We start from the raw sequence: 21,068 nt of genomic DNA on the forward strand, positions 1-21,068 counted from the left end.
ATGAGCAACAACGACTTCGATATCCGGAGAGAACGACTGGCCGAGCGGTTCCCGGTCTGGGAGCCACGTCCGTTGGGGGAATGGCTGCTCCGGTGCGCCGACGAGTTCGGCGACCGACCGCTGGTCATCACCGACACACGCACGCTGACCTATCGCGAGACCGCGGAACTGGCGACCCGACTCGCCGATGGCCTGGTGACTCTCGGTGTCCGGCCCGGAGACCACGTCGGCGTGCTGATGGCGAACTTCCCGGAGTTCGCACCCGTGAAATTCGCAATCGCTCTGGCCGGCGTTGTCGCGGTGCCGCTGAACTTTCTCTACCGCGCAGAGGAACTCGCCTATGTGCTCGGTCAATCCGAATGCCGGGTCCTCGTGACCATGACCGGGTTCGCGGGGCTCGACTACCTCGCGATGCTCGATGAGATCGCTCCCGGTTGGGAGTCGCTCGAGCGCGACTACTCGCGACTGCCTCAGCTGCACACGGTCATCCAGCTGCCGACCGACGGAAGAAAACGCGCGGGAGTACTCACCGTCGACGAGCTGGCCATGCTCGGAGACCGCCACCGAGCCGCAGCCGCGGATATCTCGGTGGACCCGGCGGAGGTCGGCGACATCCTATACACCTCCGGCACCACCGGCTCGCCCAAGGGCGTACTCATCACCCATGACGCCGTCCTGCGCACCGGATATGCGTCCGCGCTCACCCGCGCCTTCGGCGACGGTCGACGAATCCTGTTCTCGCTGCCCTGCTATCACATGTTCGGCTATGTCGAGGGGCTGATCGCAGCCATGATGGTGGGCGGTGCGGTGATCATGCTGCCGGCCTTCGACGCCGGAAGATACCTCGCCGGAATCGAGAAGCATCGGGCGAACGACATCCTGTGCGTTCCGACCATGACGGTGGCGCTGCTGGAGCATCCCGACCGGCATCGCTTCGATCTCTCGTCGCTCTCCGCGATCCTGTCCGGGGCCGCTCCCGCACCGGTCTGGCTGTGGGAGCGCGTGCGCGAGGAGCTGGGCGCCTCCGAGATCGTCACCGGCTACGGCATGACGGAATGCGGTGGCGCAATGACCATGACGCGTCCCGAAGACTCACTGGAACTCACCGCGACCACCGTCGGGCGCCCGAAAGCGGCCGGAGTAGCCGGAATCGACGATGGAGCCCTGGTGGCCTACCGCACGGTGGATCCGATCTCCGCGGCGCCCCTGCCCGATGGAGCCGAGGGCGAGCTCGTCTCGCGTGGCCCGACGCGCATGCTCGGATTCTGGGGAAAGCCGGAGGAGACCGCCAAGGGCCTGCGCGACGAGTGGATCTTCTCCGGCGATCTGGGGCGTGTGCGGCCCGACGGCTACCTGGAGGTCACCGGCCGGAGCAAGGAGCTCTACAAGAGCGGCGGAGAACTGGTGATGCCCAAGGAGATCGAGGAACTGCTCACCGCCCGCCCGGAGATCAGCCAGGCGTATCTGATCGGCGTCCCCGACGAGCGGTGGGGCGAGGCGGGGTGTGCCTGCATCGTCCGGGCACCCGACTCCGAGATATCGGCCGAACAGATCATCGGGATCTGCAAAGCGACCCTGGCCCGATTCAAGGTTCCCAAACACGTCGTATTCCTCAAAGCAGACGAATTGCCCACCACTCCTACGGGGAAGGTGCAGAAATTCCGCTTGGTGAACTACGCCAAAGCACGATTGGAGCAACAGAAATGACGGTTACGACGCCCCCGGACGCCGCGCGCGAGCCGGGCGATCATTCGATCTGCGAGCCGGGCGCGGCCTGCGAATCCGGCCCGATCGCCGAACAGGCCCCGCGAGTGGAATACTCGCGGCTCATTCAGCCCGAGCGGGTACACGGGTCCCTCTACACCGATCCGGCCGTCTTCGCCGACGAACTCGAGCGAATCTGGTACGGCGGCTGGGTGTTCGTCGGCCACGAATCCGAGGTACCGCAGCCGAACGACTACGTGCGGAAGCAGATCGGCCCACAGGACATCATCATGACCCGCGACCGCGCGGGTGAGGTGCACCTCGTGACGAACAGGTGCGCACACCGCGGAAACCTGGTCTGCGATGAACCACGCGGTAATTCGAGCTCTTTCCGCTGCCCGTATCACGGCTGGACCTACAGCAATACCGGTGACATGCTCGGCTACCCCTACAACAAGGGCTACGGCGGCAAGAACAAGCTGAATCTCGGTCTGGGCGTGGTGCCACGGGTCGAGAGTTACCGCGGTTTCGTGTTCGGCAGCTTCAATGCCGACGTGCCGCCGCTACTGGAGCACCTGGGCGCGGCCGCCGGCGAGATCGACCGGTTGGCCCGACTCTCGCCGACGGGCAACGTTCGCCTGGACAACGGGTGGCTGCGGCACCGTACGCACGCCAACTGGAAGCTGCTGGCGGAGAACGAAACCGATGGCTACCACCCGCAGTTCGTGCACGGTTCGATCTTCTCGGTGACCGGTTCCACCATCGGCCCGCTCTACAGCGATGCCTCCACCGCGGTCACCCGCGCGCTCGGCAATGGGCACAGTGAGAACGATCTGCGGCCGGAATTCCGCAAGTTCGCCGAGCCGATGCGCTGGTTCGGCACCACCGCCGACCGGGTGCCGGAGTACGTCGCCACGATGCGGGAGGTGCACGGCGAAGCGGCCGAGCAGATCATGATCGAGGGTGCACCCCACGTCATGATCTTCCCCAACCTGTTCATCGCCGAGATCCAGGTGTTCAACATCCAGCCGATCTCGGCCACCGAATGCATCCAGTTCTCCACCTCGGTGCAGCTCGACGGCGCCGACGAGCTCAACAAGCGCATGCTGTCGCAGTCCATCGGATCGGTCGGCCCCGCGGGCATGCTGCTGGCCGATGACACCGAGATGTACGAACGCAATCAGGTGGGTGTGGCGCAGTTGCTGCCGGAATGGCTCGACCTGCGCCGCGGCGTGGTCCGGGAATCGGTGGACGACAACGGGTTCCGCATCGGCGGGGCCACCGACGAAACCGCGATGCGTGCCTTCTGGCAGCACTACAAGAGCCTGATGGAGGCGTGATGACCATGAATACCGCATCGCGGAGCGATTCCGTGAGGGGTGGTGGCCGGGCGACGGGTGGGCCCGAAACCGACCTGCGTGAGCTCGAGCAGTTCATCTATCGCGAGGCTCGCTTCGCCGACGAGCACGATTACGACTCGTGGGAGGAGCTGTGGACCGACGACGCGCTCTATTGGGTTCCCGTCGACGGCGGGGGTTACGACCCCGAACGACATGTGTCGATCATGTACGACAACCGGCGCCGGATCTCCACGCGGCTGCAGCAGTTGCGGACCGGCAAACGGTATGCGCAGTCGCCGCCGTCGAATCTGCGCCGCACGATCTCGAACGTCGAACTGCTGGGCCTCGAGGGTGACGACCTCACGGTGGGCGCCAATTTCGTGCTCTACGAATCGAAGCCACGAGGGATCCACACCTGGGCCGGGCGCTACACCTATGTACTGCGCCGGGTGGGCACCGAACTGAAGCTGGTGCGCAAGACGGTGATGCTCGTCAACAGCGCGGAAGCCGTGCCCAGCATGGGCTTCCTGATCTGAGAGGCCAGGACATGGACAGGCCAGGATCGAACAGCGGCACCGGTCGTGAATGCGGTGTCGTGCACAGTGAATTCGCTCAGGTCCGAGTCGGCATCGACGACACCGCGAATGGTCCGCGGTTGCGGCTGGAAGACCTGAAGTCCGGCCGCGTCCGTTTCCTGGACGCCCTCGAGCTGGAGACGATCGTGTGGCTCACCGAGGGGCACATGGAACGCCTGCTCGATCCGTCCGCCGACCGCTGGCGGGAGGACTGACATGTCGGCCGCACCGCGGGTGGTATCCGCACCGGACCTGGACTTCGGCGACATCGTTCGTCCCGGCGACTTCGTGGTCTGGGGGCAGTCGTGCGCGGAGCCGGTGACGCTGACCGAGCGTCTGCTCGACCAACGAGCAGATCTCGGCGGCATCACCTGCTTCATCGGTATTTCCGCGGCCCCGACCGTGAAACCCGAACACGCAGACCACATCCGGTTCGTCAGCTACTGCGGAACCGGCAGTAATCGGGCGCTGGCCGCCGCCGGTGTCCTCGAGATATACCCCGGTCATTACTCGACCCTGCCGGATCTCGTGTCACGCGCCGACGTGGTGCTGGTGCAGTGCGCGCCTCCCGATGAGCGGGGGCGATACAGCCTCGGATTGGCCGACGACTATCTGACCGCTGCGCTCGACGGCGCCCGGGTCGTCGTCGCGGAGGTGAACGATCAGGTGCCGGCCACACCCGGCGCCCGGCATCTGAGTCACAGTGACATCGACATCTTGATCCGGACCTCCCGGCCCGTTGCCGAGAGCCAGGCGGCGCCACCGACTCCCGAGATGTCGGCCATCGGTGCGCACGTCGCGAGCATCGTTCCCGACGGAGCCACGCTGCAATTCGGGATCGGATCGGTGCCCGAGGCGGTGCTCGGCGCGCTCGGCGTGCGCAATGACCTCGGTATTCACTCGGGCATTCTCAGCGATGCCGCAGTCGATCTGATCGACAAGGGCGTGGTGACCAATTCCCGCAAGACCACCGACCGCGGGGTCTCCGTGGCGGCGGTGCTGATCGGTACTCGCAAGCTGTTCGAGTACGCGCACGGCAACAGCGCCGTGTCGCTCCGGCCGATCGGCTATACCCACGATCCGGAACGTCTTGCCGCACAACATCGTTTCGTGGCGATCAACTCCGCCATCGAGGTCGATCTGACGGGCCAGGTCAACGCCGAGGTGGCGGGCGGGCGCTACGTCGGCGCGGTCGGCGGCGGTGGCGAGTTCCTCAGGGCGGCAGCCCGGTCGGACGGCGGGCTGCCGATCATCGCCCTTCCCTCGACCGCCGGCTCACGCAGCCGGATCGTGGACCGGCTGTCCGGGCCGGTGAGTATCGCGCGCAGCGATGCCGGAATCGTCGTCACCGAGTTCGGTATCGCGGACCTGCGTGGGTTGCCGCTGCCGGAACGGCGGGAACGGATGCTCGCAATCGCCCACCCTGACCACCGCGAAATGCTTCGCGCGGTAGCGAGCCGGTGGTGAACCTCTCGGAAACGCCGTACGGCATGCGCCGGCGGCGGCACAGTGAAAGTCAGCATTGAGGTGAGATCATGAAGAGAGCGGCGATCGTCAGCCCGCTGCGAACACCCGTCGGTACCTTCGGCGGTACGCTGCGGCCGGTTCCGGCCGAAGACCTGGCCACCCACATCATCAAGGCCGTCGTCGAGCGCTCCGGTGTCGACCCGGCCCGGATCGACGATGTGTCCTTTGCCCAGTCCTACGCGAACTCCGAAGCGCCGTGCATCGGGCGCTGGGCCGCGCTCGCGGCGGGATTGCCCATCGAGGTTCCCGGTTTTCAGACCGACCGGCGTTGTGGCGGGGGCCTGCAAGCTGTCGTGACCGCGGCCATGATGGTGCAAACCGGTGCCGCCGAGGTGGTGCTCGCCGGTGGCGTCGAGAGCATGAGCAATATCGAGTACTACACCCAGGACATGCGGTGGGGCTCGCGCTCGGGCAATGTTGCCTTCTACGATCGCCTGGATCGGGGCCGGGAACGCTCGCAGCCGATCGAGCGCTTCGGTCCCATCAGCGGTATGATCGAGACCGCTGAGAATCTGGCGCAGCGGTACTCCATTACCCGTGCTGCGGCCGACGAATTCGCCGCTCAGAGCCACCGGAAGGCCGCCGCCGCATGGGAATCCGGCAAGTTCGCCGACGAAGTGGTGGCGGTACCGGTGCCGCAGCGCAAGGGCGACCCGATCGAGTTCGGCCGTGACGAAGGCATTCGTGCTGATTCGAGTCCCGAATCTCTGGCGCGACTGCGCACTCTGATGTCGGACGGCACAGTGACCGCCGGCAATTCGAGTCAGCAGAACGATGCGGCTTCGGCTTGCCTGGTCGTCGCCGAGGACAAGCTGGACGAACTCGGGCTCGAGCCTCTCGGATTCCTCGTCGACTGGACCGCCACCGGCTGCGAACCCGCAGAGATGGGCATCGGGCCGGTCCCGGCAGTCGAGAAACTCTTCCGACGCACAGGCCGTACATTCGACGACATCGATCTGGTGGAGCTGAACGAGGCGTTCGCCGTCCAAGTCCTTGCCGTGCTGAAGGGCTGGGGATTCGACGATCACGACAGACTCAATGTCAATGGCTCAGGCATCTCACTCGGCCATCCCATCGGCGCCACGGGTGTCCGCATCCTCACCACCATGCTGCACGAATTGCGCAGGCGCGGTGGTCGATACGCGTTGGAATCGATGTGCATCGGCGGCGGTCAGGGCATGGCGGCACTTTTCGAGGCAGCATGATGACACAGTTCGGAATCACCGCCTACGGCACATATCTCCCCGCTCACCGCATCTCGCTCGCCGAGATCGGCAGCACGTTGAATATCAACGCGGGCAGAGGGGTTCGTGTCGCTGCGTCCTTCGACGAGGACAGTACGACCATGGGCGTCGCGGCTGCGGTGGCCGCGCTCGGCCCGGGCGTCGCGCCCAACGGGTTGTACTTCGCGACCACGACCCCGGCCTATGCCGACAAGGCGAACGCGACGGCCGTTCACGCGGCCCTGGGGCTGCGTCCGGACATGCTGGCTGTGGACCTGGCCGGTTCCGCTCGCAGCGGCATTGCGGCCCTCCTGGCCGCGGCGAACGCGGGTGGGCTCGCCGTCCTGGCGGATATGCGCGTCGGCCGCCCCGGGTCGTCGGATGAGCGCAATGGGGGAGACGGCGCGGCCGCCTTCGTCTTCGGTGGTGATCCCATCGCGGAGATCATTGCTCGATCTTCCTTGACCGCGGAGTTCCTCGACCGCTGGCGCGACCCGAGGTCAGCGACGGGTGAGCAGTGGGAAGAACGCTTCGGTATCGAGCAGTACCAGCCACTCGTTCGCAAAGCTGCCGCGAAGGCTTTGGCGTCCGCGGAATTGACCGAAGCGGACCATGTCGTGCTGGTCTCGCCCAACGTCACTCTCGCGAAGCGCGTCTCGAAAGCTGTTGCGGGGAAACTGACCACCAGGAACTCGCCCATCGGTCACGCGGGCACCTCCGATGTCGGACTGGCCCTGGCCGCGGTTCTCGACGAGGCCGAGCCGGACGAGACCATACTCGTGATCTCGGCAGCCGATGGCTGCGATGCTCTCGTACTGCGGGCTACCGAACGCATCTCGCACGCGAGACAGCCGATTTCGGTTGCCGCGCAACTGGAGCACGGATCGTCCGTGCCTTACCCGACCTACCTGACGTGGCGTGGCCTGCTCGATCGTGAACCGCCACGTCGGCCGGAGCCCGATCGCGTGGCCGGCCCACCGTCGGCTCGCACTACCGGATGGAAATTCGCACTCACCGGCAGCGTCTGTGGTTCGTGCGAGATGGTTCACCTGCCGCCGGCGCGAGTCTGTAAGCGCTGTAGTGCGATCGACGCGATGAGCGAAGTGTCACTGGCACGCAGTGAAGGAGTCGTCACGACGTTCACGGTCGATCGCTTGGCGTACTCGCCCGCCCCGCCCGTGGTGGACGCGGTGGTCGATTTCGATGCCGGTGGCCGATACGCGTTCGAGGTCGCCGACGGAGGTTCGGACCGGCTGGCCGTGGGTTCACGCGTGCGGATGACCTTCCGCCGCCTGCACAGCGCGGCGGGCGTGCACAACTACTTCTGGAAGGCGCAACTACTATGAGCAGCAACGGAATACGCGACAAGGTCGCAATCGTCGGTATGGGCTGCACTCGCTTCGGTGAGCGTTGGGAGAGCTCTGCCGATGACCTGTTGCTCGAGGCCATGGCCGACTGCTTCGACGGCAACGACAGGCTGGACCGCGCTGATATCGACGCGTATTGGCTCGGCACTCTGGGTACCGGCCAAAGCGGTCTGACGGCGAGCAAGCCGCTCGGGCTGCAGCACACCCCGGTTACCCGGGTGGAGAACTACTGCGCGAGCGGGTCCGAGGCCTTCCGGAATGCCTGCTATGCCGTCGCGTCGGGGGCCTACGATCGGGTGGTCGCCATCGGCGTGGAGAAACTCAAGGACTCGGGATTCTCCGGACTCCTCCGCGGCGACCCGCCCAGCGACGGCACGGCCTCGGAGCTGTCGTTGACCGCGCCGGCCGCTTTCTCGCTGCTCGATCCGGCCTATTGCGCGAAGTATGACGTCGATCCGGCACTCATGCGGGAGGCCATGACCCACGTTGCGTGGAAGAACCATCACAATGGCGCGCTGAATCCCAAGGCGCAGTTTCGATCCGAGGTGGCGAAGGCGAAGATCGCAGGCGCGCCGCTCGTCGCGGGACGCCTGGGCATTTTCGATTGTTCCGGTGTTTCCGACGGTGCAGCCTGCGCGGTGATCGTCCGCGCCGAGGATGCCCTGGACTACACCGATACCCCTCTGTACGTGAAAGGGCTCTCGCTCACCGCAGGGCCCGGGCGTGGTGCGGTGGATCCGGACTACGACTTCACGACCTTCCCCGAGGTAGTGGCCAGTGCGAAGGACGCGTACGCCCAGGCCGGCATCACCGACCCCCGCACTCAGGTTTCCTTCGCCGAGGTACATGACTGCTTCACACCCACGGAGCTCGTGCTCATGGAGGATCTCGGATTCACCGACCGCGGACAGGCGTGGAAGGACAGCATCGCAGGCGATTTCGACCTCGATGGCCGACTGCCCGTCAATCCTGACGGTGGTCTGAAGTCCTTCGGGCATCCGGTCGGAGCAAGTGGGCTGCGGATGCTCTATGAATGCTGGCTGCAGTTCCGCCGCGAGGCAGGAGAGCGCCAGATCTCGGATCCGCGGGTAGCTCTCACACACAACCTTGGTGGCCGCCCGGGTGCCTGCGTTTCGTTCGTCGCGGTTGTCGGGTCCGAGCGGGACTGAAACGACGAGATGTTCGACCGCGATGGCGGCCGGGGCTTGACCCGAGCTCATTTCCTAATTTACATTAAATTCTAAAAGGAGGTGCAACGGTGATCTCGTACCAGGTCGTGGACAACATCGCGTACGTCAAGCTGGATCGGCCCGATGCCCGCAATGCCCTCGACAAGGCGATGGGGGAGGCGCTGCTCGAGCTGGCCACCTGGATCTCCAATGACGATCGGCTGCGCGCGGTTCTGATCACCGGAAACGGTCCCGTCTTCAGCGTCGGTGGAGATATCGGCGCGTTCTCGGACGGCGCGGCAGATCTGCCCGACACGCTGACGCGAATGGCGCTGCCCATGCACGAGGCGATTCGGTTACTCGCGCGGGTCGAGGTTCCGATCGTCACGGCTGTGCACGGTGCCTGTGCGGGTGGCGCGCTGGGGTTCCTCTACCCCGCCGACATCACGATCGCCGCGGCCGGCACCAAGTTCGCCGCCGGTTTCGGACGTATCGGCATCACGGCCGACTCCGGAAATACCTGGTATCTACCGAAGTTCATCGGCATCCGGCGAGCCAGCGAAATGCTGTTCGAGGACCGGGTCATCGACGCCGGAACAGCCGCCGAGTGGGGCCTGATCAATCGCGTCGTTCCCGCGCCCAAGCTCGAGGCCGAAGCGGAGGCGACGGTCCGACGTCTGGCCGCGGGGGCCACCCGCGGCTACGGCGAGATGCGCAGGCTGCTGCACAACTCTTGGACCAACACCCTCGACCACGCGCTGTCGGAGGAGACGGAGGCGCTCCGGCGCGTCGCCCGCACGGCTGATGCGACCGGCGCCATCGAGAGCTTCCTCGCCAAACAGCAGCCGACCTTCACCGGAAAGTGAGATAAACCGTTGTCCGCCTTCATTATCGACACCGACGAACGGGCGCTGCTGCGCGAAAGCGTCGGCAAGCTCGCCGCCAAATACGGTCAGGAGTACTTCCTGGAGCGGTCCCGATCGGGGGCCAAGGTCGACGAGCTGTGGCGTGAGCTCGGTCAGGCCGGCCTGCTCGGGGTGCATCTGCCCGAAGCGTACGGCGGCGGTGGTGCCGGCCTGTCGGAGATGCTCATCGTCATCGAAGAGCTGGCCGCGCACGGCTTTCCGCTGCTGCTCGCGGTGGTCTCGCCGGCCATCTGCGGTTCGATCCTCGCCGCGCACGGCTCCGAGCAGATGAAGACCGAATGGCTGCCCGGCCTGGCCGACGGCAGCCGGAAGATGGCCTTCGGCCTGACCGAACCCGACGCCGGCTCCAATAGCCACAATGTCAGCACCACCGCACGTCGCGACGGCGACGACTGGATCATCTCCGGCGGCAAGTACTTCATCTCCGCCATCGACGAGTGCGAAGCGATTCTGCTCATCACCCGCGACCCGGAGTTCGTCGGCACCTCACGATCGCCGCTGTCGATGTTCGTCGTGCCGACCGACGCGGCCGGAGTGACGCTGCAGCCGCTGCCGACCGCGGTCGTCTCACCCGACCACCAATTCACCGTCTTCTTCGACGAGGTCCGGGTCGGTCCAGAAGCGTTGATCGGCACCGCGGGCAACGGCCTGCGGCAGGTTTTCGCGGGTCTGAACCCCGAACGTATCCTCGCTTCCGGCATCAGCACCGGTATCGGCCGCTACGCGATCACCAAGGCCGTGTCCTACGCCCGGAACCGCAAGGTCTGGTCGACTCCGATCGGTGCGCACCAAGGGATTTCACACCCTCTCGCCGAGGCGCACATCGCGGTCGAACTCGCCCGAATGGCGGCCTATCGGGCCGCGGAGCTGTTCGACGCCGGACTGCCCGCGGCGGAAGCGGCCAATATCGCCAAGTTCGCGGCGGCGGACGCGTCCCTGAAAGCGCTCGACCAGGCGATCCAGACCCATGGCGGCAACGGTCTTTCGCTCGAGTACGGCCTGGCCGAGCTCTGGTTCTCGGCGCGTCTGCTGAAGACCGCGCCCGTGAGCCGCGAGATGGTCCTCAACTTCGTCGCGCAGACCAGCCTGAAGCTGCCTGCGTCGTACTGACATCAACTCTGTAAAGTCAAGGGAGACAACACTAATGCCCGGAGTAACCGATCGCGTCATCGTCGTCACCGGCGCCGGTGGCGGTCTCGGCCGCGAATACGCACTGTTGCTTGCCAAAGAGGGCGCCCTGGTCGTGGTGAACGACCTCGGTGGCGCCCGAGACGGTTCCGGTTCCGGCACCGCCATGGCCGACACCGTGGTCCAGGAGATTCGCGACGCCGGCGGCACCGCGGTCGCCAACTACGACAACATCGCCACCGAGGAAGGCGCGGCCGCCCTGATCAAGACCGCCGTCGACAACTTCGGAACCGTCCACGGCGTCATCCACAACGCCGGAATCCTGCGCGACGGCTCGTTTGCGAAGATGACAGCCGACAACTGGGAATCGGTGCAGCGGGTCCACCTCTGGGGCGGCTACCACGTCACCCGCGCCGCCTGGCCGTACTTCCGCGAACAGAACCACGGCCGCATCGTCGTCGCGGCGTCCACCAGTGGCCTCTTCGGAAATTTCGGCCAGGCGAACTACGGCGCGGCGAAACTCGGCCTCGTCGGTCTGATCAACACCCTCGCGATCGAGGGCGCTCGGAACAACATCCTCGCCAATGCGATCGCGCCGCTCGCGGCCACCCGCATGACCGAGGACATCGCTCCCAAGGAGATGCTCGACAAGCTTCCGCCTGCCCATGTGGCGGGTGTGGTCGGCTACCTGATGAGCGACGAATGCTCGGACACCGCAACGGTTATCGTCGCCGGCGGTGGACAGGTCTACCGCGTGCAGCAGTTCCAGAACAAGGGAGCGGTGTTCGCGACTCCACCGAGCATCGACGAGGTCGCGGCGCAGTGGAACCACATCACCGATATGTCGGACGCTGAGCCCGGCGCGAATCCGCTCGGCTGAATCGAGGACTGATCATGACCGAAAACAATTGGGACGCATTGGTGATCGGTGCGGGCGCTGGCGGGTTGTTCACGGCCGCGCGGTTGTCGCACCTGGGCTACAAAACGCTCGTCGTCGAGCGCCTGGACAAGGTCGGCGGCCGGGCTTCCACCGATGACATCGACGGCTTCAAGGTGAACAACGGCGCCATCGTCATCGAACTCGGCGGCATCACCGAGGAGACCTTCGACGAGGTCGGCGCCAAGTTCGACATCCGCAAGCCACAGCCGCCCATCCTCTACCGCATCGGCGGCAAGGATGTCGACGTGACCGGCGGTGGCTGGGGTTTCCTGCTGTCCAAACTCACCCGCCAGGGCGCCAAGCTGGTCCAGGGACTCGGGGCCGCCCGCAATGACAGCGGCCTGCCCGAGGGCGAACTGTCCACCGCCGACTGGGTGGCCAAGTACACCAAGAACGAGTCGGTGCACGGCATCTTCCGCAACATGTGCGGATCGGTCTTCGCCGTCGGTTCCGAGGAACTGCCCGCGCGGGTGTTCCTGACCTACTTCACGCGCAAGAGCGCGTTCAAGAAGTTCGGTTTCTGTCCTGAGGGCACCATCGGTGTGTGGAAGTCGCTCGCCGAAGTGGTCGAGAGCAATGGCGGCGCCGTGTGGCTCGACAGCGAGGTCACCTCGCTGTCGATGACCGAGGGCCGGATCACCGGTGCGGTCATTTCCCGTGGCGGCGAAACTATCGAAGTCACAAGCCGTTTCACCGTCAGCAACATCGGCCCGTTCGCCACCCTGGACCTGGTGGGCCGGGACAATCTGCCCGCCGACTACGTTGCGCAGGTGGACGAGGCCAATCGTCCGTGCGGAATGATCTCGGTGAACTTCGCCAGCCGGCGTCCGCTCGTCAAGGCTCCCGGCCTGACCAGCTTCGCCCAGAGCCGTCGCCTGTGCTACATCGCGAATTTCACCGCGCTCTGCCCGGAAATGGCTCCCGAAGGCTGGCACCTCTACCAGGGCACCGCGGTGCCGAAGCCTGCCGTCGGCGATTTCGACGAGGAATCCGAAACCCAGCTGCTGCTGCAGGATCTGCGTGACGAGGTGCCCGGCTTCGACGAGGCCCGCATCCTGTCGATCAATGTCACCCGCGACGGCTGGCCGCCGCAGCGCGCGGTCGCCGGCTACGACCTGCCGCACGACACCCCGATCCAGAATCTGTGGAACGTGGGTGATGCGGTCAAGGAGTACGCGAACGGCGGCACGACCGCCTGCGCCGAGACCGCCAAGATCGTCGTCGACAAGATCCGCGACCAGTTCCCGGTCGCGACGTCATAACTCGACTCGACGCGTTCACCTGCTCCGTGACCCGGCAGATGAGCGCACCGAGACGGCCGTGATCGTGTGAATCACCAGGATTCGATCGCGGCAACCGGATAGGCCGTGGGCGGGGTGATCCGTGCGCCCGCGGCCTATTCGTCTTTACGCGCTGTCGATCGATCGGCCTGGGGAAACAGATCTATGGTGAATATGGTCGGCGGAAGGACCACGACGATGAAGGCATCCGAACGGGTGTCAGCGTTCCGCCGCGAGCGTGCCGAAGTCGTTAGCCTCTGCAAGGACCTCGACGACGCAGAGTGGCGAACCCAGAGCCGGGCGGCAGGCTGGCGAGTGCACGACGTCGTCGCGCATATGGGCTCGGGCTGCCGGGCGGTGTTCGGCCCGGCGGTGGTGACATTCATGCGTAGCGCCGACGTGGAACGAACGAACGAGGTTTTCGTCATCCGACGGCGCGAGTGGTCGTCGGCACGCGTCCTTGCCGAGTACGAGCGTTGGAGCCGGTACCTGGCGACCGGGTCTGCGCTGTTGGCACGCACCCCTGTCAAGCGAATGCGGTTGCCTCTGGCCGAACTCGGCCGATTTCCGGCCGGGCTGTTACTACCCGGCGCCATGCTCTTCGATCACCACATCCACCTGCGGTTCGACATCGCCCCGGCGTTGGGCCGGACGGTTCCACCGACTGATCCGGTCCGGATGGCCGGCGTCGTCGAATGGATGTTCGCGGTGCTCAGCAATCAGCTCAGGTCTGCCGAAAACGATTGGCTCGCCTACCCACTCGATATCGTGCTGAACGGATCGGGTGGCGGAATCTGGCGCGTCCACCCCGGCGGCGCAGTGACCGCAGGTTGTGCCCGTGGCGCGGCTGCCGCCACGGTGGAAGGACAGGTCGACGAATTCCCCGAATGGGCGACCAGCCGTGCAGCATGGCGTGATCGAAGTGTGCGAATCAGCGGCGACGAGAACTATGCCGCCCGATTCCTCGACAGCGTGAACGTGGTGTGAACCACGACCCCGAGTTGATTCGATCTCAACCGATCCTGACCGACGCTTGGCTCAAGACGGTGCAAAGGTCCCAGAAGTCTCGGTGGGTCGTGAGAAGGCCGTCCGAGTCGTAGGTGCACACTGCGACGCCTGGGACCGTGAAATGAGTCCCCGCGGCGTCGACCAGCTGGCCCGAACGCAACCGAAGGGCACCGGAAAATGTTCCGCTCCACACCCATTCGGAGTAGAGCCTGCCCTCCGCCGCGAAGGTGCTGCCGAACACGATCGCGGAGTCTGGCGCGAATCTGAGCATGTGGCGATGGAACCTGCCGATCGAGTGGTGCCCGACATAGGTTGCATCCATCGCAATGTCGGTGTATCGCCCGTCGACGGCGAAGAATTGCAGCAATCCTTCGGGATCTGTCGTCCATGCGTGCGAGTACGCCTGAGCGAATCCCGCGTCTGTCGGATGAAGTGTCGTCACGATTGCCTCCAAAGGTGTTCCGATTGTGGAAACCGCCGAAGTCCAGCTGATGCGATCCTGTCGAGACCGGGAACGGTCACCATGAGAATGCCCTCGGGATCAGGGCAGAATCCGTACACCCGAGCGACTTTCACGCCGTCCTGCAGCACACGCATGATGCGGTACTCGCGCTCGACCGACGATCCGCTTACCCAGGGCAGGTTCTCTTCGCGCTGACAACGGAGGTCGGGGTGGCCGAGGTGCCCGCCCTCGGTGTGGATGTCGATGAACCAGGCAGGCCGCCAACACGCTTGCCGCCGAAAGGAAGTCACTTCGCCGGCGGGGGTGCGCTCGATCCATTCGAAGGCTCGGGGCCAGGGATCGGGAAGCGTGGACCAAATGCTCGATCCGGGGCCTGGGAAGTTGTCATACCTGCGCTGCCTCCGGAACCGCAGCCGCGGGAGGGGCCGCCAGCGTGCGGTTGGCGCGCATCGTCGTCAACGACATCACCACCAGGAAGATCGCGTATGTCGTCAGGGCCAGCCAGAAGATCAGCACACCGTTCCATGCGAGCGGACCCGAGTAGAAGAAGTAGGCCAGGATATCCGGGACGAAGGACAGTGCGATCCAGAAGTTGGCATACCCGACCCACCGCGGAAAGACTGTCTGCCGGTTGGAGAGAATGCAGACACCGATCGAGATGTTCTGAATCATGAACGGTGCGATCGGTGTCAGGAACAGCAACCAGGCCAGATCATTGAGGAAGCGGACCGTTGACGGTTCGAGGGCATGCGGGCGGAATGCGATGATCGCGAACAGCATCATCGGAAGGATGAGTAGCATCGCCGCCACAGTGCCGGCGACCATCTGCACGAACGCCAAGATCGGGATTCGGCCCTCCACGCGGAGCAGGTGGATCGTAATCAGGGCGACGAGCGGAATCGTGAAGGCGATTCCCAGCTGGGCGATCACGAAACCGATCATCCGCACGGTGCCGCCGTCGGAGTAGAAATCGACCACGTGCTGTGTGCTGTGCGACGGCCCCAACGGGAGTGGGAGTACGCCGGCGATCAGCCAACCGACCAGAGCGACAACCAATGTCACCAGTCCGGCGATCGAACACGCGTTGAGGATACGTTGCTTCGCATCGGTGAACATGGGAGCTCCTGGGGGCGAGGGTCGGGCCCAGGCAGCGCACAGGCGACTCTTTCTCGGACCGCATCCCGACGAATGTGACTTAAATCAAAATTAAATTAAGTTCGCGAGGGTGTCAACCCTGCTCCGGCGGCACCCGAGCAAGGTTGACGCCCGTTCGGCACCCGGCTGGTCCGGCCGTGGTGTGAGCTGTTACAACGCGGCCGTCAGGGCCTTCTCGACGTCGAGGTCCATCAGCGTGTTGATGGCGCGCTTCGCGGTGACTTCCATGCGGTCGTCGGGCTGCATACTTCCGGCCGCGAGGGTGAAGACGATCGCGATCCAGCCGTCGACGGTGAGGAGGCGGTAGGTATCGAAGGCCTCGTCGAATCCCGGCACCTCACTGCCCGCGCCGGCCTCCGCCAGACCGTGCAGGTAACGGCGGAGCAGGTTGTGCTCCTCCGCGCGGCGCAGGTCGGTCGGGATCGAGTGCATCATGAAGTACGCGAAGTCGCGCAGGCCGTTCATCTTGTGGAAGACCTGCCAGTCGTAGATGCCCGCGGTGCCGTCGGGATTGGAGAAGGTGTTGCCGAGGTGGCAATCGCCGTGGCAGAGGGTCTGCGGCATCGACTCCCAGACCTTGACCAGCGCCGGCTGATTCTGCACATAGTTCTTGGTGAGGCGTCGGACGGGCTCGGGCACCACGCGATCCTGCTTCATGAAGCGCTTCTCGCTCCAGCTGAAGAAGCGCTGCATGAACGGGTATCCCGGCCTGCGGGAATAGGTTTCGAGCCAGGACAGATCGGTCTGGAACCGCGGGGATCGCCAGAAGCGCCCGTGCAGGGTGGCGAGCAGGTCGATGACGGCTTCGGCGTGTTCCTTGGATGCTTCGTCGTCGGCGTTGTAGAAGGTCACATCGCCGCGGAGGGCGAGGTCTTCGAACGCGATCACATAGCGCCCGCCGATCCCGGCGCGGCTGATGAACGGCGCGATGGTCAGGTCCGACACGCTCGGCTGGATCTGGGTGAAGAAGCGCGATTCGTAAGTGTGGCAGCCGAATCCGGAGACGATGATCCGTGGGGCCAGCTGGCTGGAGGTGCCCTTCGCGAACGCCGACGCGGGCAACCCGGCACTGCGGCCCGCCTCGTTCCAGGTCAGGTGCAGTCGTGCCCGGTCGGTCGTGCCGCGTGAGTCGATCTCGACTCGCAGGGACTCGATCCTTGCCCCGGGCGTGCCGCCTGCCAGCGCTGCTGTCAACTCCTGGGTTGTCAGGGAATCGAGTCCGTAGCCGGACTGACTGGGCACCCAGGGCGAGAGGCCGAGGAGTATGTCTTTGGTCGCGGAGAGTGTGGCACGCATCAGGAAACCTCGCGTTCGTGGTTGGGGTCACACCGAGCGTAGCGACAGTTTTTACTCTTGTATAGAAAAAATTTGACGCGCGTCGAACTTTTCGCGTTCAGGTGGTGCTGGTCAGCCACACATGAACCAACGCCGCTTCGATCTCGGGAAGCGGCCGGCCCGTGTCGACGATCGAGGTGACGTCGCGCTCCATTGCCCGTGCGGTCATGTCCACGAGTACTGCGGCCAGGGTGGGAGGCTGGAAACCGCTGAACTGGGTGTTGTCGCGGGCGATGCGTTCACTCGCGCCCGCGGCGAGCTCGTCGAGCGTTTCCTGCCACGCCTGGCGGACCTCGGCATCCTCGTTGACCGCCTCGAACATTGCGGCGATGAGTCGGGCATGCGCGCGCCAGTACTCGATGGTCGCGCGCATCCCGCGGACGATCCGCTCGTCGTCGGGCAGATCGTTCCGGCCGTACCAGTCCACCGCGACGGCTCGGAGGTTGTGCTGGATGTCCGAGATCAGCGCCGCGACCGCCGCGCCTTTCGTCGGGAAATAGAAATAGAAGTTCGAGCGGCTGATGCCTGCTTGCCGTGCGATGTCCTGTACTTCGATGTCGGTCAAGCGATGTGCCTGCAACAGTTCGGTCAGTGCGTCGAGCACCTCGGCGCGGCGTCGGCGGCCCCTGCCGCTCGCCGTCTTCGCGGCGGACGCGTCTTTCGAACTTCGATTCGATAACCTCGTCACCGAGCAGAGTCTAGGCCAGGGTGTTCATCGGCCCTGTTTCGCCGAACCCTGTGAGGAGGTCCTCGTCGAGGCTCTCCGGCACGACTTGCTGCGCACCGTCGGTGTAGCCGGTGAACCCGCTCGGTCCGTGCGGGCCGATGACGGCTTGCTCGAGGACGCCGTTCGACGACCACGGCACGCCGTGCTGCGGCGATGCCCGGCGAGCTCGATCGCACCTGGATTCGCGGGCGGAGACGGCGGGGTCGCCGCGAAGATGAGGTTCCGCGAATTCCTCTGCGGGAGGTCTGGTGTGCGCTCCGATACCGAACTTGCGGCGGTTGATGACCCGCCGCTCCGGGATCTGAAGTTGACGCTCTGGGTCTGAAGCTGATCTGACAGGTGTGCCGCCCGGCGCACGAGCGTGTCGGGCGGCCCGTCTGAAGCTGACTCCATCAGCGTCGTGGATCGAGGATGCGCCGGCGGAACCGGCCGGCAGTCGGTTCCGACGAGGTCTGGGTTGCTGTGCTCTTGTTGACGGGTGCGCGTAATCTAATTTAATCTCGATTAAAGACTGATCGAGCGGGAAGGTGAGCAAGTTGTCCCAGAAGAATCTCGTCGTGGTCGGAGCGTCCCTCGCCGGGCTGCGGGCGGCGGAAGCTGCCCGCAAAGCGGGATTCGAGGGCGGGATCACGCTCATCGGTGCCGAGGAGCATCTGCCCTATGACCGTCCACCGCTGTCGAAGGCCTACATGGACCGGCTGCCAGACGGTGAGGGGCCGGCGTCGACGATCTTCCGGACCGAGGATGTCCTGCGGGACGAACTCGGCGTCGAGCTCGTACTCGGCGCGCCCGCAACGGGTTTGGATGTCGAAGGCAAGAAGGTGCTGATCGGTGACCGTGCAGTCTCCTACGACGCACTCGTGATCGCGACAGGCGCCGACGCTCGAATGCTGCCCGGTGGGGAGAGCTTGGGTGGCGTCCACACATTGCGGACTCTCGACGACGCGATCGCGATCAGGCGGGCCCTGGATGCCGGTGCGCGCACGGTCGTCGTCGGTGCCGGCTTCATCGGTTCGGAGGTGGCCGCCGGCGCCCGCAAGCGCGGCCTGGACGTCACCATTCTCGAGGCACTGCCCACGCCGCTGGTACGGGCGGTGGGGGAGCGCATGGGCGAGGCGTGCGCCGCCCTTCATGAGCGGAACGGCACTCCGCTGCGTTGCGGCGTCGGTGTGACCGGTCTGGAAGGCGAGGGCCGAGTCGAGCGGGTCCTGTTGAGTGATGGCACGGCGATCGAAGCGGATCTGGTCGTGGTGGGGATCGGCGCGATTCCGGCAACCGGCTGGCTCGAGGGCTCCGGGCTCACCATCGACAACGGGGTGGTCTGTGACTCGACCCTGTGGACCGGTGTCGACGGGGTGTACGCCGCGGGTGACGTTGCACGCTGGCACAACCCGTTGTTCGACCGGCTGATGCGCCTCGAACACTGGACGAGCGCTGCCGAACAGGGCGCTCTGGCCGCGCGCAACGCGCTGGATCCCGCGTCGGCAAAGTCCTACCAGACCGTTCCCTACTTCTGGTCCGACTGGTACGACAGCCGAATTCAGTTCGCCGGCGTGCCGACCGCGGATGAAATCAAGGTCGTCGAGGGCGACCCGGACGCCGGCGGGCGCTGGATCGCGCTGTACCGCGAAGGTGACCGTCTCGCCGGAGTGCTCGCCCTCAACGGCCAGAACGTGATCATGAAGTATCGCGGCCTGCTGATGAAGAAGGCGAGCTGGGAGGAAGCCCTCGCCTTCGCCGCTCGCCGAAGTGCGGTGGTATCGGGTTCATGACCCGCGTTCGGTGAGTCCGATGCGTCAGGAGCTCCTTCGTGTCGAGGTGCGGTTCGACTGCGTCGCAGGGGAGTTGCGCCTCGAGTACTCGGCTTCGAGTGCGGAGGCTCGTCATTTCGCTGCGGCGATGATCCGGCGCGGCTACCGCGTGCTGGTGGACCGCAAGGTGAGGCGAGGGCTGCGGCCTCTGCCGTGCCGGAAACTGTGGCGCTACGCCTGACGATCGGCTCATGTGATCTGGGTCTAGAACTTAATCTATCTTCCAATATAATGAAGGACAGCCGGGCAACAGTAGCGGTGAGAACGCTCAGGCCGTCACGGCACGGTGCAACTCGAACCGTCGGACTCGTAGCCGACGACCTCCAACGAAGTGGGCAGGAATGAACGAATCGCAACGGACTCGCCGGATCCAGGGCCGCGTGGTGGCCATCACCGGTGCGGCACGGGGGATCGGCCTGGCGACCGCGAAGGCACTGCATCGCCGCGGTGCCAAGGTCGTGATCGGTGACATCGACGGCGCCGCCGTCGCCTCGGCCGCCGCGGAGATCGGCCCGGATGTCGAGGCCGTGCGGGTCGACACCACCGACGAGCAGTCCTTCGTCGCCTTCCTCGCCAAAGCCGAGGAGCGCTTCGGTCCGCTCGACGTCTTGATCAACAATGCCGGCATCATGCCCATCGGCCCCTTCCTGGAGGAGTCGACGACGTTGTCCAAGCGGGTGCTGGACATCAATGTGGCCGGACCCATGATCGGGATGCGGGCGGCGTTGCCCGGCATGCTCGCCCGGGGTGTGGGGCACATCGTCAACGTGGCGTCCATGGCCGGTACGGCACCGATTCCGGGCGGACTCAGCTACGGTGCAAGCAAGGCTGCGGTGATCTCGATGACGGAGACTGCGCGGGTCGAATTCGCCAAGTCCGGAGTGTCATTCACCTGCATTCTGCCGTCGTTCACCAATACCGAGCTGATCGCGGGTACGCGAGGAACGAAATTCGTTCGCAATCTCGAGCCCGAAGAGGTCGCCGAGGGCATCGTCGGGGCGATCGCGGCCCGGAAGCCGGATGTCTACCTGCCGGGCATTCTGGGACCCGTGGCTCGCCTGCAGCCGGTGTTCGGCCGCAGGCTTCGCGACTTCACGAACCACCTGCTCGATGCCGACACGACCTTCCTCGCCTTCGACAAGTCAGCGCGCAGCGGCTATGACGCACGGATCAGTGGTGCGTCGGAAGCGTCGGAGCAGACGTCGGCGCGTGGGTCCCGTAGCTGAGCCAGCGGTCGGTCGGACAAAGGGTGGTCCCCAAGGGGGCCGCCCTTTGTCGTGCGTGACCGAACTCGTGGCATTGCCTGATCGTCGGGTTGCTGTGGAGAGCGCCACATGTCGTGCCATCCCCCGTGGGTGGCCAGAGTTTAAAGTACATTAGATTTTGCTGG

At 65.3% G+C, this 21,068-nt stretch carries 21 protein-coding genes; 16 read left to right on the forward strand and 5 right to left on the reverse strand.

Annotated elements, in window-relative coordinates; all coding sequences use genetic code 11:
- The 13 genes from ACQP1O_RS19660 to ACQP1O_RS19720 all read left to right on the forward strand — a co-directional run bounded on the left by ACQP1O_RS19660 (position 1) and on the right by ACQP1O_RS19720 (position 14,166).
- Positions 1-1,707 carry a class I adenylate-forming enzyme family protein gene (locus ACQP1O_RS19660; protein ID WP_433567208.1) on the forward strand — a complete coding sequence of 569 codons (1,707 nt, stop codon included), beginning with the start codon at positions 1-3 and terminating at the stop codon, positions 1,705-1,707.
- 104 nt (positions 1,708-1,811) lie between these two features.
- Positions 1,812-3,044, forward strand: coding sequence for an aromatic ring-hydroxylating oxygenase subunit alpha (locus tag ACQP1O_RS19665; RefSeq protein WP_433567727.1), 1,233 nt, complete (start codon positions 1,812-1,814; stop codon positions 3,042-3,044).
- Between the two features lie 5 nt (positions 3,045-3,049).
- Positions 3,050-3,580, forward strand: a complete 531-nt coding sequence (locus tag ACQP1O_RS19670; protein WP_433567728.1) for an aromatic-ring-hydroxylating dioxygenase subunit beta — start codon at positions 3,050-3,052, stop codon at positions 3,578-3,580.
- Positions 3,581-3,591: 11 nt separating this feature from the next.
- Positions 3,592-3,834, forward strand: a complete 243-nt coding sequence (locus ACQP1O_RS19675; protein ID WP_433567209.1) for a hypothetical protein — start codon at positions 3,592-3,594, stop codon at positions 3,832-3,834.
- A gap of 1 nt (position 3,835) precedes the next feature.
- Positions 3,836-5,086, forward strand: a complete 1,251-nt coding sequence (locus ACQP1O_RS19680) for an acetyl-CoA hydrolase/transferase family protein (protein WP_433567210.1) — start codon at positions 3,836-3,838, stop codon at positions 5,084-5,086.
- A gap of 68 nt (positions 5,087-5,154) precedes the next feature.
- Positions 5,155-6,351, forward strand: coding sequence for an acetyl-CoA C-acetyltransferase (locus tag ACQP1O_RS19685; protein WP_433567211.1), 1,197 nt, complete (start codon positions 5,155-5,157; stop codon positions 6,349-6,351).
- On the forward strand, positions 6,348-7,715 hold the full coding sequence (locus ACQP1O_RS19690; protein WP_433567212.1) for an OB-fold domain-containing protein: 1,368 nt from the start codon (positions 6,348-6,350) through the stop codon (positions 7,713-7,715). The genes ACQP1O_RS19685 and ACQP1O_RS19690 overlap by 4 nt, the downstream gene beginning before the upstream one ends.
- Positions 7,712-8,905, forward strand: a complete 1,194-nt coding sequence (locus ACQP1O_RS19695; protein WP_433567213.1) for an acetyl-CoA acetyltransferase — start codon at positions 7,712-7,714, stop codon at positions 8,903-8,905. Before ACQP1O_RS19690 ends, ACQP1O_RS19695 begins: the two co-directional genes overlap by 4 nt.
- An 89-nt stretch (positions 8,906-8,994) precedes the next feature.
- Positions 8,995-9,771 (forward strand): enoyl-CoA hydratase/isomerase family protein, encoded by a 777-nt coding sequence (locus tag ACQP1O_RS19700; RefSeq protein WP_433567214.1) that lies wholly within the window; start codon positions 8,995-8,997, stop codon positions 9,769-9,771.
- A gap of 9 nt (positions 9,772-9,780) precedes the next feature.
- A complete protein-coding gene (locus ACQP1O_RS19705) occupies positions 9,781-10,941 on the forward strand; it encodes an acyl-CoA dehydrogenase family protein (protein WP_433567215.1) in 1,161 nt (386 codons plus the stop codon).
- Between the two features lie 34 nt (positions 10,942-10,975).
- Positions 10,976-11,839 (forward strand): SDR family oxidoreductase, encoded by an 864-nt coding sequence (locus tag ACQP1O_RS19710; RefSeq protein ID WP_433567216.1) that lies wholly within the window; start codon positions 10,976-10,978, stop codon positions 11,837-11,839.
- Positions 11,840-11,853: 14 nt separating this feature from the next.
- Positions 11,854-13,161 carry a phytoene desaturase family protein gene (locus ACQP1O_RS19715; protein ID WP_433567217.1) on the forward strand — a complete coding sequence of 436 codons (1,308 nt, stop codon included), beginning with the start codon at positions 11,854-11,856 and terminating at the stop codon, positions 13,159-13,161.
- A gap of 105 nt (positions 13,162-13,266) precedes the next feature.
- Positions 13,267-14,166 (forward strand): maleylpyruvate isomerase N-terminal domain-containing protein, encoded by a 900-nt coding sequence (locus ACQP1O_RS19720; RefSeq protein ID WP_433567218.1) that lies wholly within the window; start codon positions 13,267-13,269, stop codon positions 14,164-14,166.
- Between the two features lie 25 nt (positions 14,167-14,191).
- Here the strand turns inward: ACQP1O_RS19720 and ACQP1O_RS19725 are convergent, their stop codons facing one another.
- The 5 genes from ACQP1O_RS19725 to ACQP1O_RS19745 form a co-directional block, all read right to left on the reverse strand.
- On the reverse strand, positions 14,192-14,629 hold the full coding sequence (locus ACQP1O_RS19725) for a nuclear transport factor 2 family protein (RefSeq protein ID WP_433567219.1): 438 nt from the start codon (positions 14,627-14,629) through the stop codon (positions 14,192-14,194).
- 405 nt (positions 14,630-15,034) lie between these two features.
- Positions 15,035-15,580, reverse strand: a complete 546-nt coding sequence (locus tag ACQP1O_RS19730) for a hypothetical protein (RefSeq protein ID WP_433567220.1) — start codon at positions 15,578-15,580, stop codon at positions 15,035-15,037.
- Between the two features lie 375 nt (positions 15,581-15,955).
- Positions 15,956-17,101, reverse strand: a complete 1,146-nt coding sequence (locus ACQP1O_RS19735; protein ID WP_433567221.1) for a phosphotransferase — start codon at positions 17,099-17,101, stop codon at positions 15,956-15,958.
- Positions 17,102-17,198: 97 nt separating this feature from the next.
- Positions 17,199-17,744: a TetR/AcrR family transcriptional regulator gene (locus tag ACQP1O_RS19740; RefSeq protein ID WP_433567222.1), complete on the reverse strand. Its 546-nt coding sequence runs from the start codon at positions 17,742-17,744 to the stop codon at positions 17,199-17,201.
- Positions 17,745-17,838: 94 nt separating this feature from the next.
- Positions 17,839-18,006: a hypothetical protein gene (locus tag ACQP1O_RS19745; RefSeq protein WP_433567223.1), complete on the reverse strand. Its 168-nt coding sequence runs from the start codon at positions 18,004-18,006 to the stop codon at positions 17,839-17,841.
- A gap of 397 nt (positions 18,007-18,403) precedes the next feature.
- On the opposite strand from ACQP1O_RS19745, the gene ACQP1O_RS19750 reads away from it, so the two are divergent.
- The 3 genes from ACQP1O_RS19750 to ACQP1O_RS19760 all read left to right on the forward strand — a co-directional run bounded on the left by ACQP1O_RS19750 (position 18,404) and on the right by ACQP1O_RS19760 (position 20,904).
- Positions 18,404-19,639: an NAD(P)/FAD-dependent oxidoreductase gene (locus ACQP1O_RS19750; RefSeq protein ID WP_433567224.1), complete on the forward strand. Its 1,236-nt coding sequence runs from the start codon at positions 18,404-18,406 to the stop codon at positions 19,637-19,639.
- A 19-nt stretch (positions 19,640-19,658) separates the two neighbouring features.
- Positions 19,659-19,859: a hypothetical protein gene (locus ACQP1O_RS19755; protein ID WP_433567225.1), complete on the forward strand. Its 201-nt coding sequence runs from the start codon at positions 19,659-19,661 to the stop codon at positions 19,857-19,859.
- 160 nt (positions 19,860-20,019) lie between these two features.
- Positions 20,020-20,904: an SDR family oxidoreductase gene (locus ACQP1O_RS19760; RefSeq protein ID WP_433567226.1), complete on the forward strand. Its 885-nt coding sequence runs from the start codon at positions 20,020-20,022 to the stop codon at positions 20,902-20,904.
- Positions 20,905-21,068 lie beyond the last annotated feature (164 nt).

This window comes from Nocardia sp. CA-151230 (assembly GCF_050942175.1).
Lineage (GTDB): Bacteria > Actinomycetota > Actinomycetes > Mycobacteriales > Mycobacteriaceae > Nocardia.

What these genes read in the sequence shown, in the direction of transcription:
- ACQP1O_RS19660 (WP_433567208.1), top strand. Translation starts at nt 1, where the DNA reads ATGAGCAACAACGACTTCGATATCCGGAGAGAACGACTGGCCGAGCGG.
- ACQP1O_RS19670 (WP_433567728.1), top strand. Translation starts at nt 3,050, where the DNA reads ATGAATACCGCATCGCGGAGCGATTCCGTGAGGGGTGGTGGCCGGGCG.
- ACQP1O_RS19675 (WP_433567209.1), top strand. Translation starts at nt 3,592, where the DNA reads ATGGACAGGCCAGGATCGAACAGCGGCACCGGTCGTGAATGCGGTGTC.
- ACQP1O_RS19680 (WP_433567210.1), top strand. Translation starts at nt 3,836, where the DNA reads ATGTCGGCCGCACCGCGGGTGGTATCCGCACCGGACCTGGACTTCGGC.
- ACQP1O_RS19685 (WP_433567211.1), top strand. Translation starts at nt 5,155, where the DNA reads ATGAAGAGAGCGGCGATCGTCAGCCCGCTGCGAACACCCGTCGGTACC.
- ACQP1O_RS19690 (WP_433567212.1), top strand. Translation starts at nt 6,348, where the DNA reads ATGATGACACAGTTCGGAATCACCGCCTACGGCACATATCTCCCCGCT.
- ACQP1O_RS19695 (WP_433567213.1), top strand. Translation starts at nt 7,712, where the DNA reads ATGAGCAGCAACGGAATACGCGACAAGGTCGCAATCGTCGGTATGGGC.
- ACQP1O_RS19710 (WP_433567216.1), top strand. Translation starts at nt 10,976, where the DNA reads ATGCCCGGAGTAACCGATCGCGTCATCGTCGTCACCGGCGCCGGTGGC.
- ACQP1O_RS19715 (WP_433567217.1), top strand. Translation starts at nt 11,854, where the DNA reads ATGACCGAAAACAATTGGGACGCATTGGTGATCGGTGCGGGCGCTGGC.
- ACQP1O_RS19735 (WP_433567221.1), bottom strand. Translation starts at nt 17,101, where the DNA reads ATGCGTGCCACACTCTCCGCGACCAAAGACATACTCCTCGGCCTCTCG.
- ACQP1O_RS19755 (WP_433567225.1), top strand. Translation starts at nt 19,659, where the DNA reads ATGCGTCAGGAGCTCCTTCGTGTCGAGGTGCGGTTCGACTGCGTCGCA.
- ACQP1O_RS19760 (WP_433567226.1), top strand. Translation starts at nt 20,020, where the DNA reads ATGAACGAATCGCAACGGACTCGCCGGATCCAGGGCCGCGTGGTGGCC.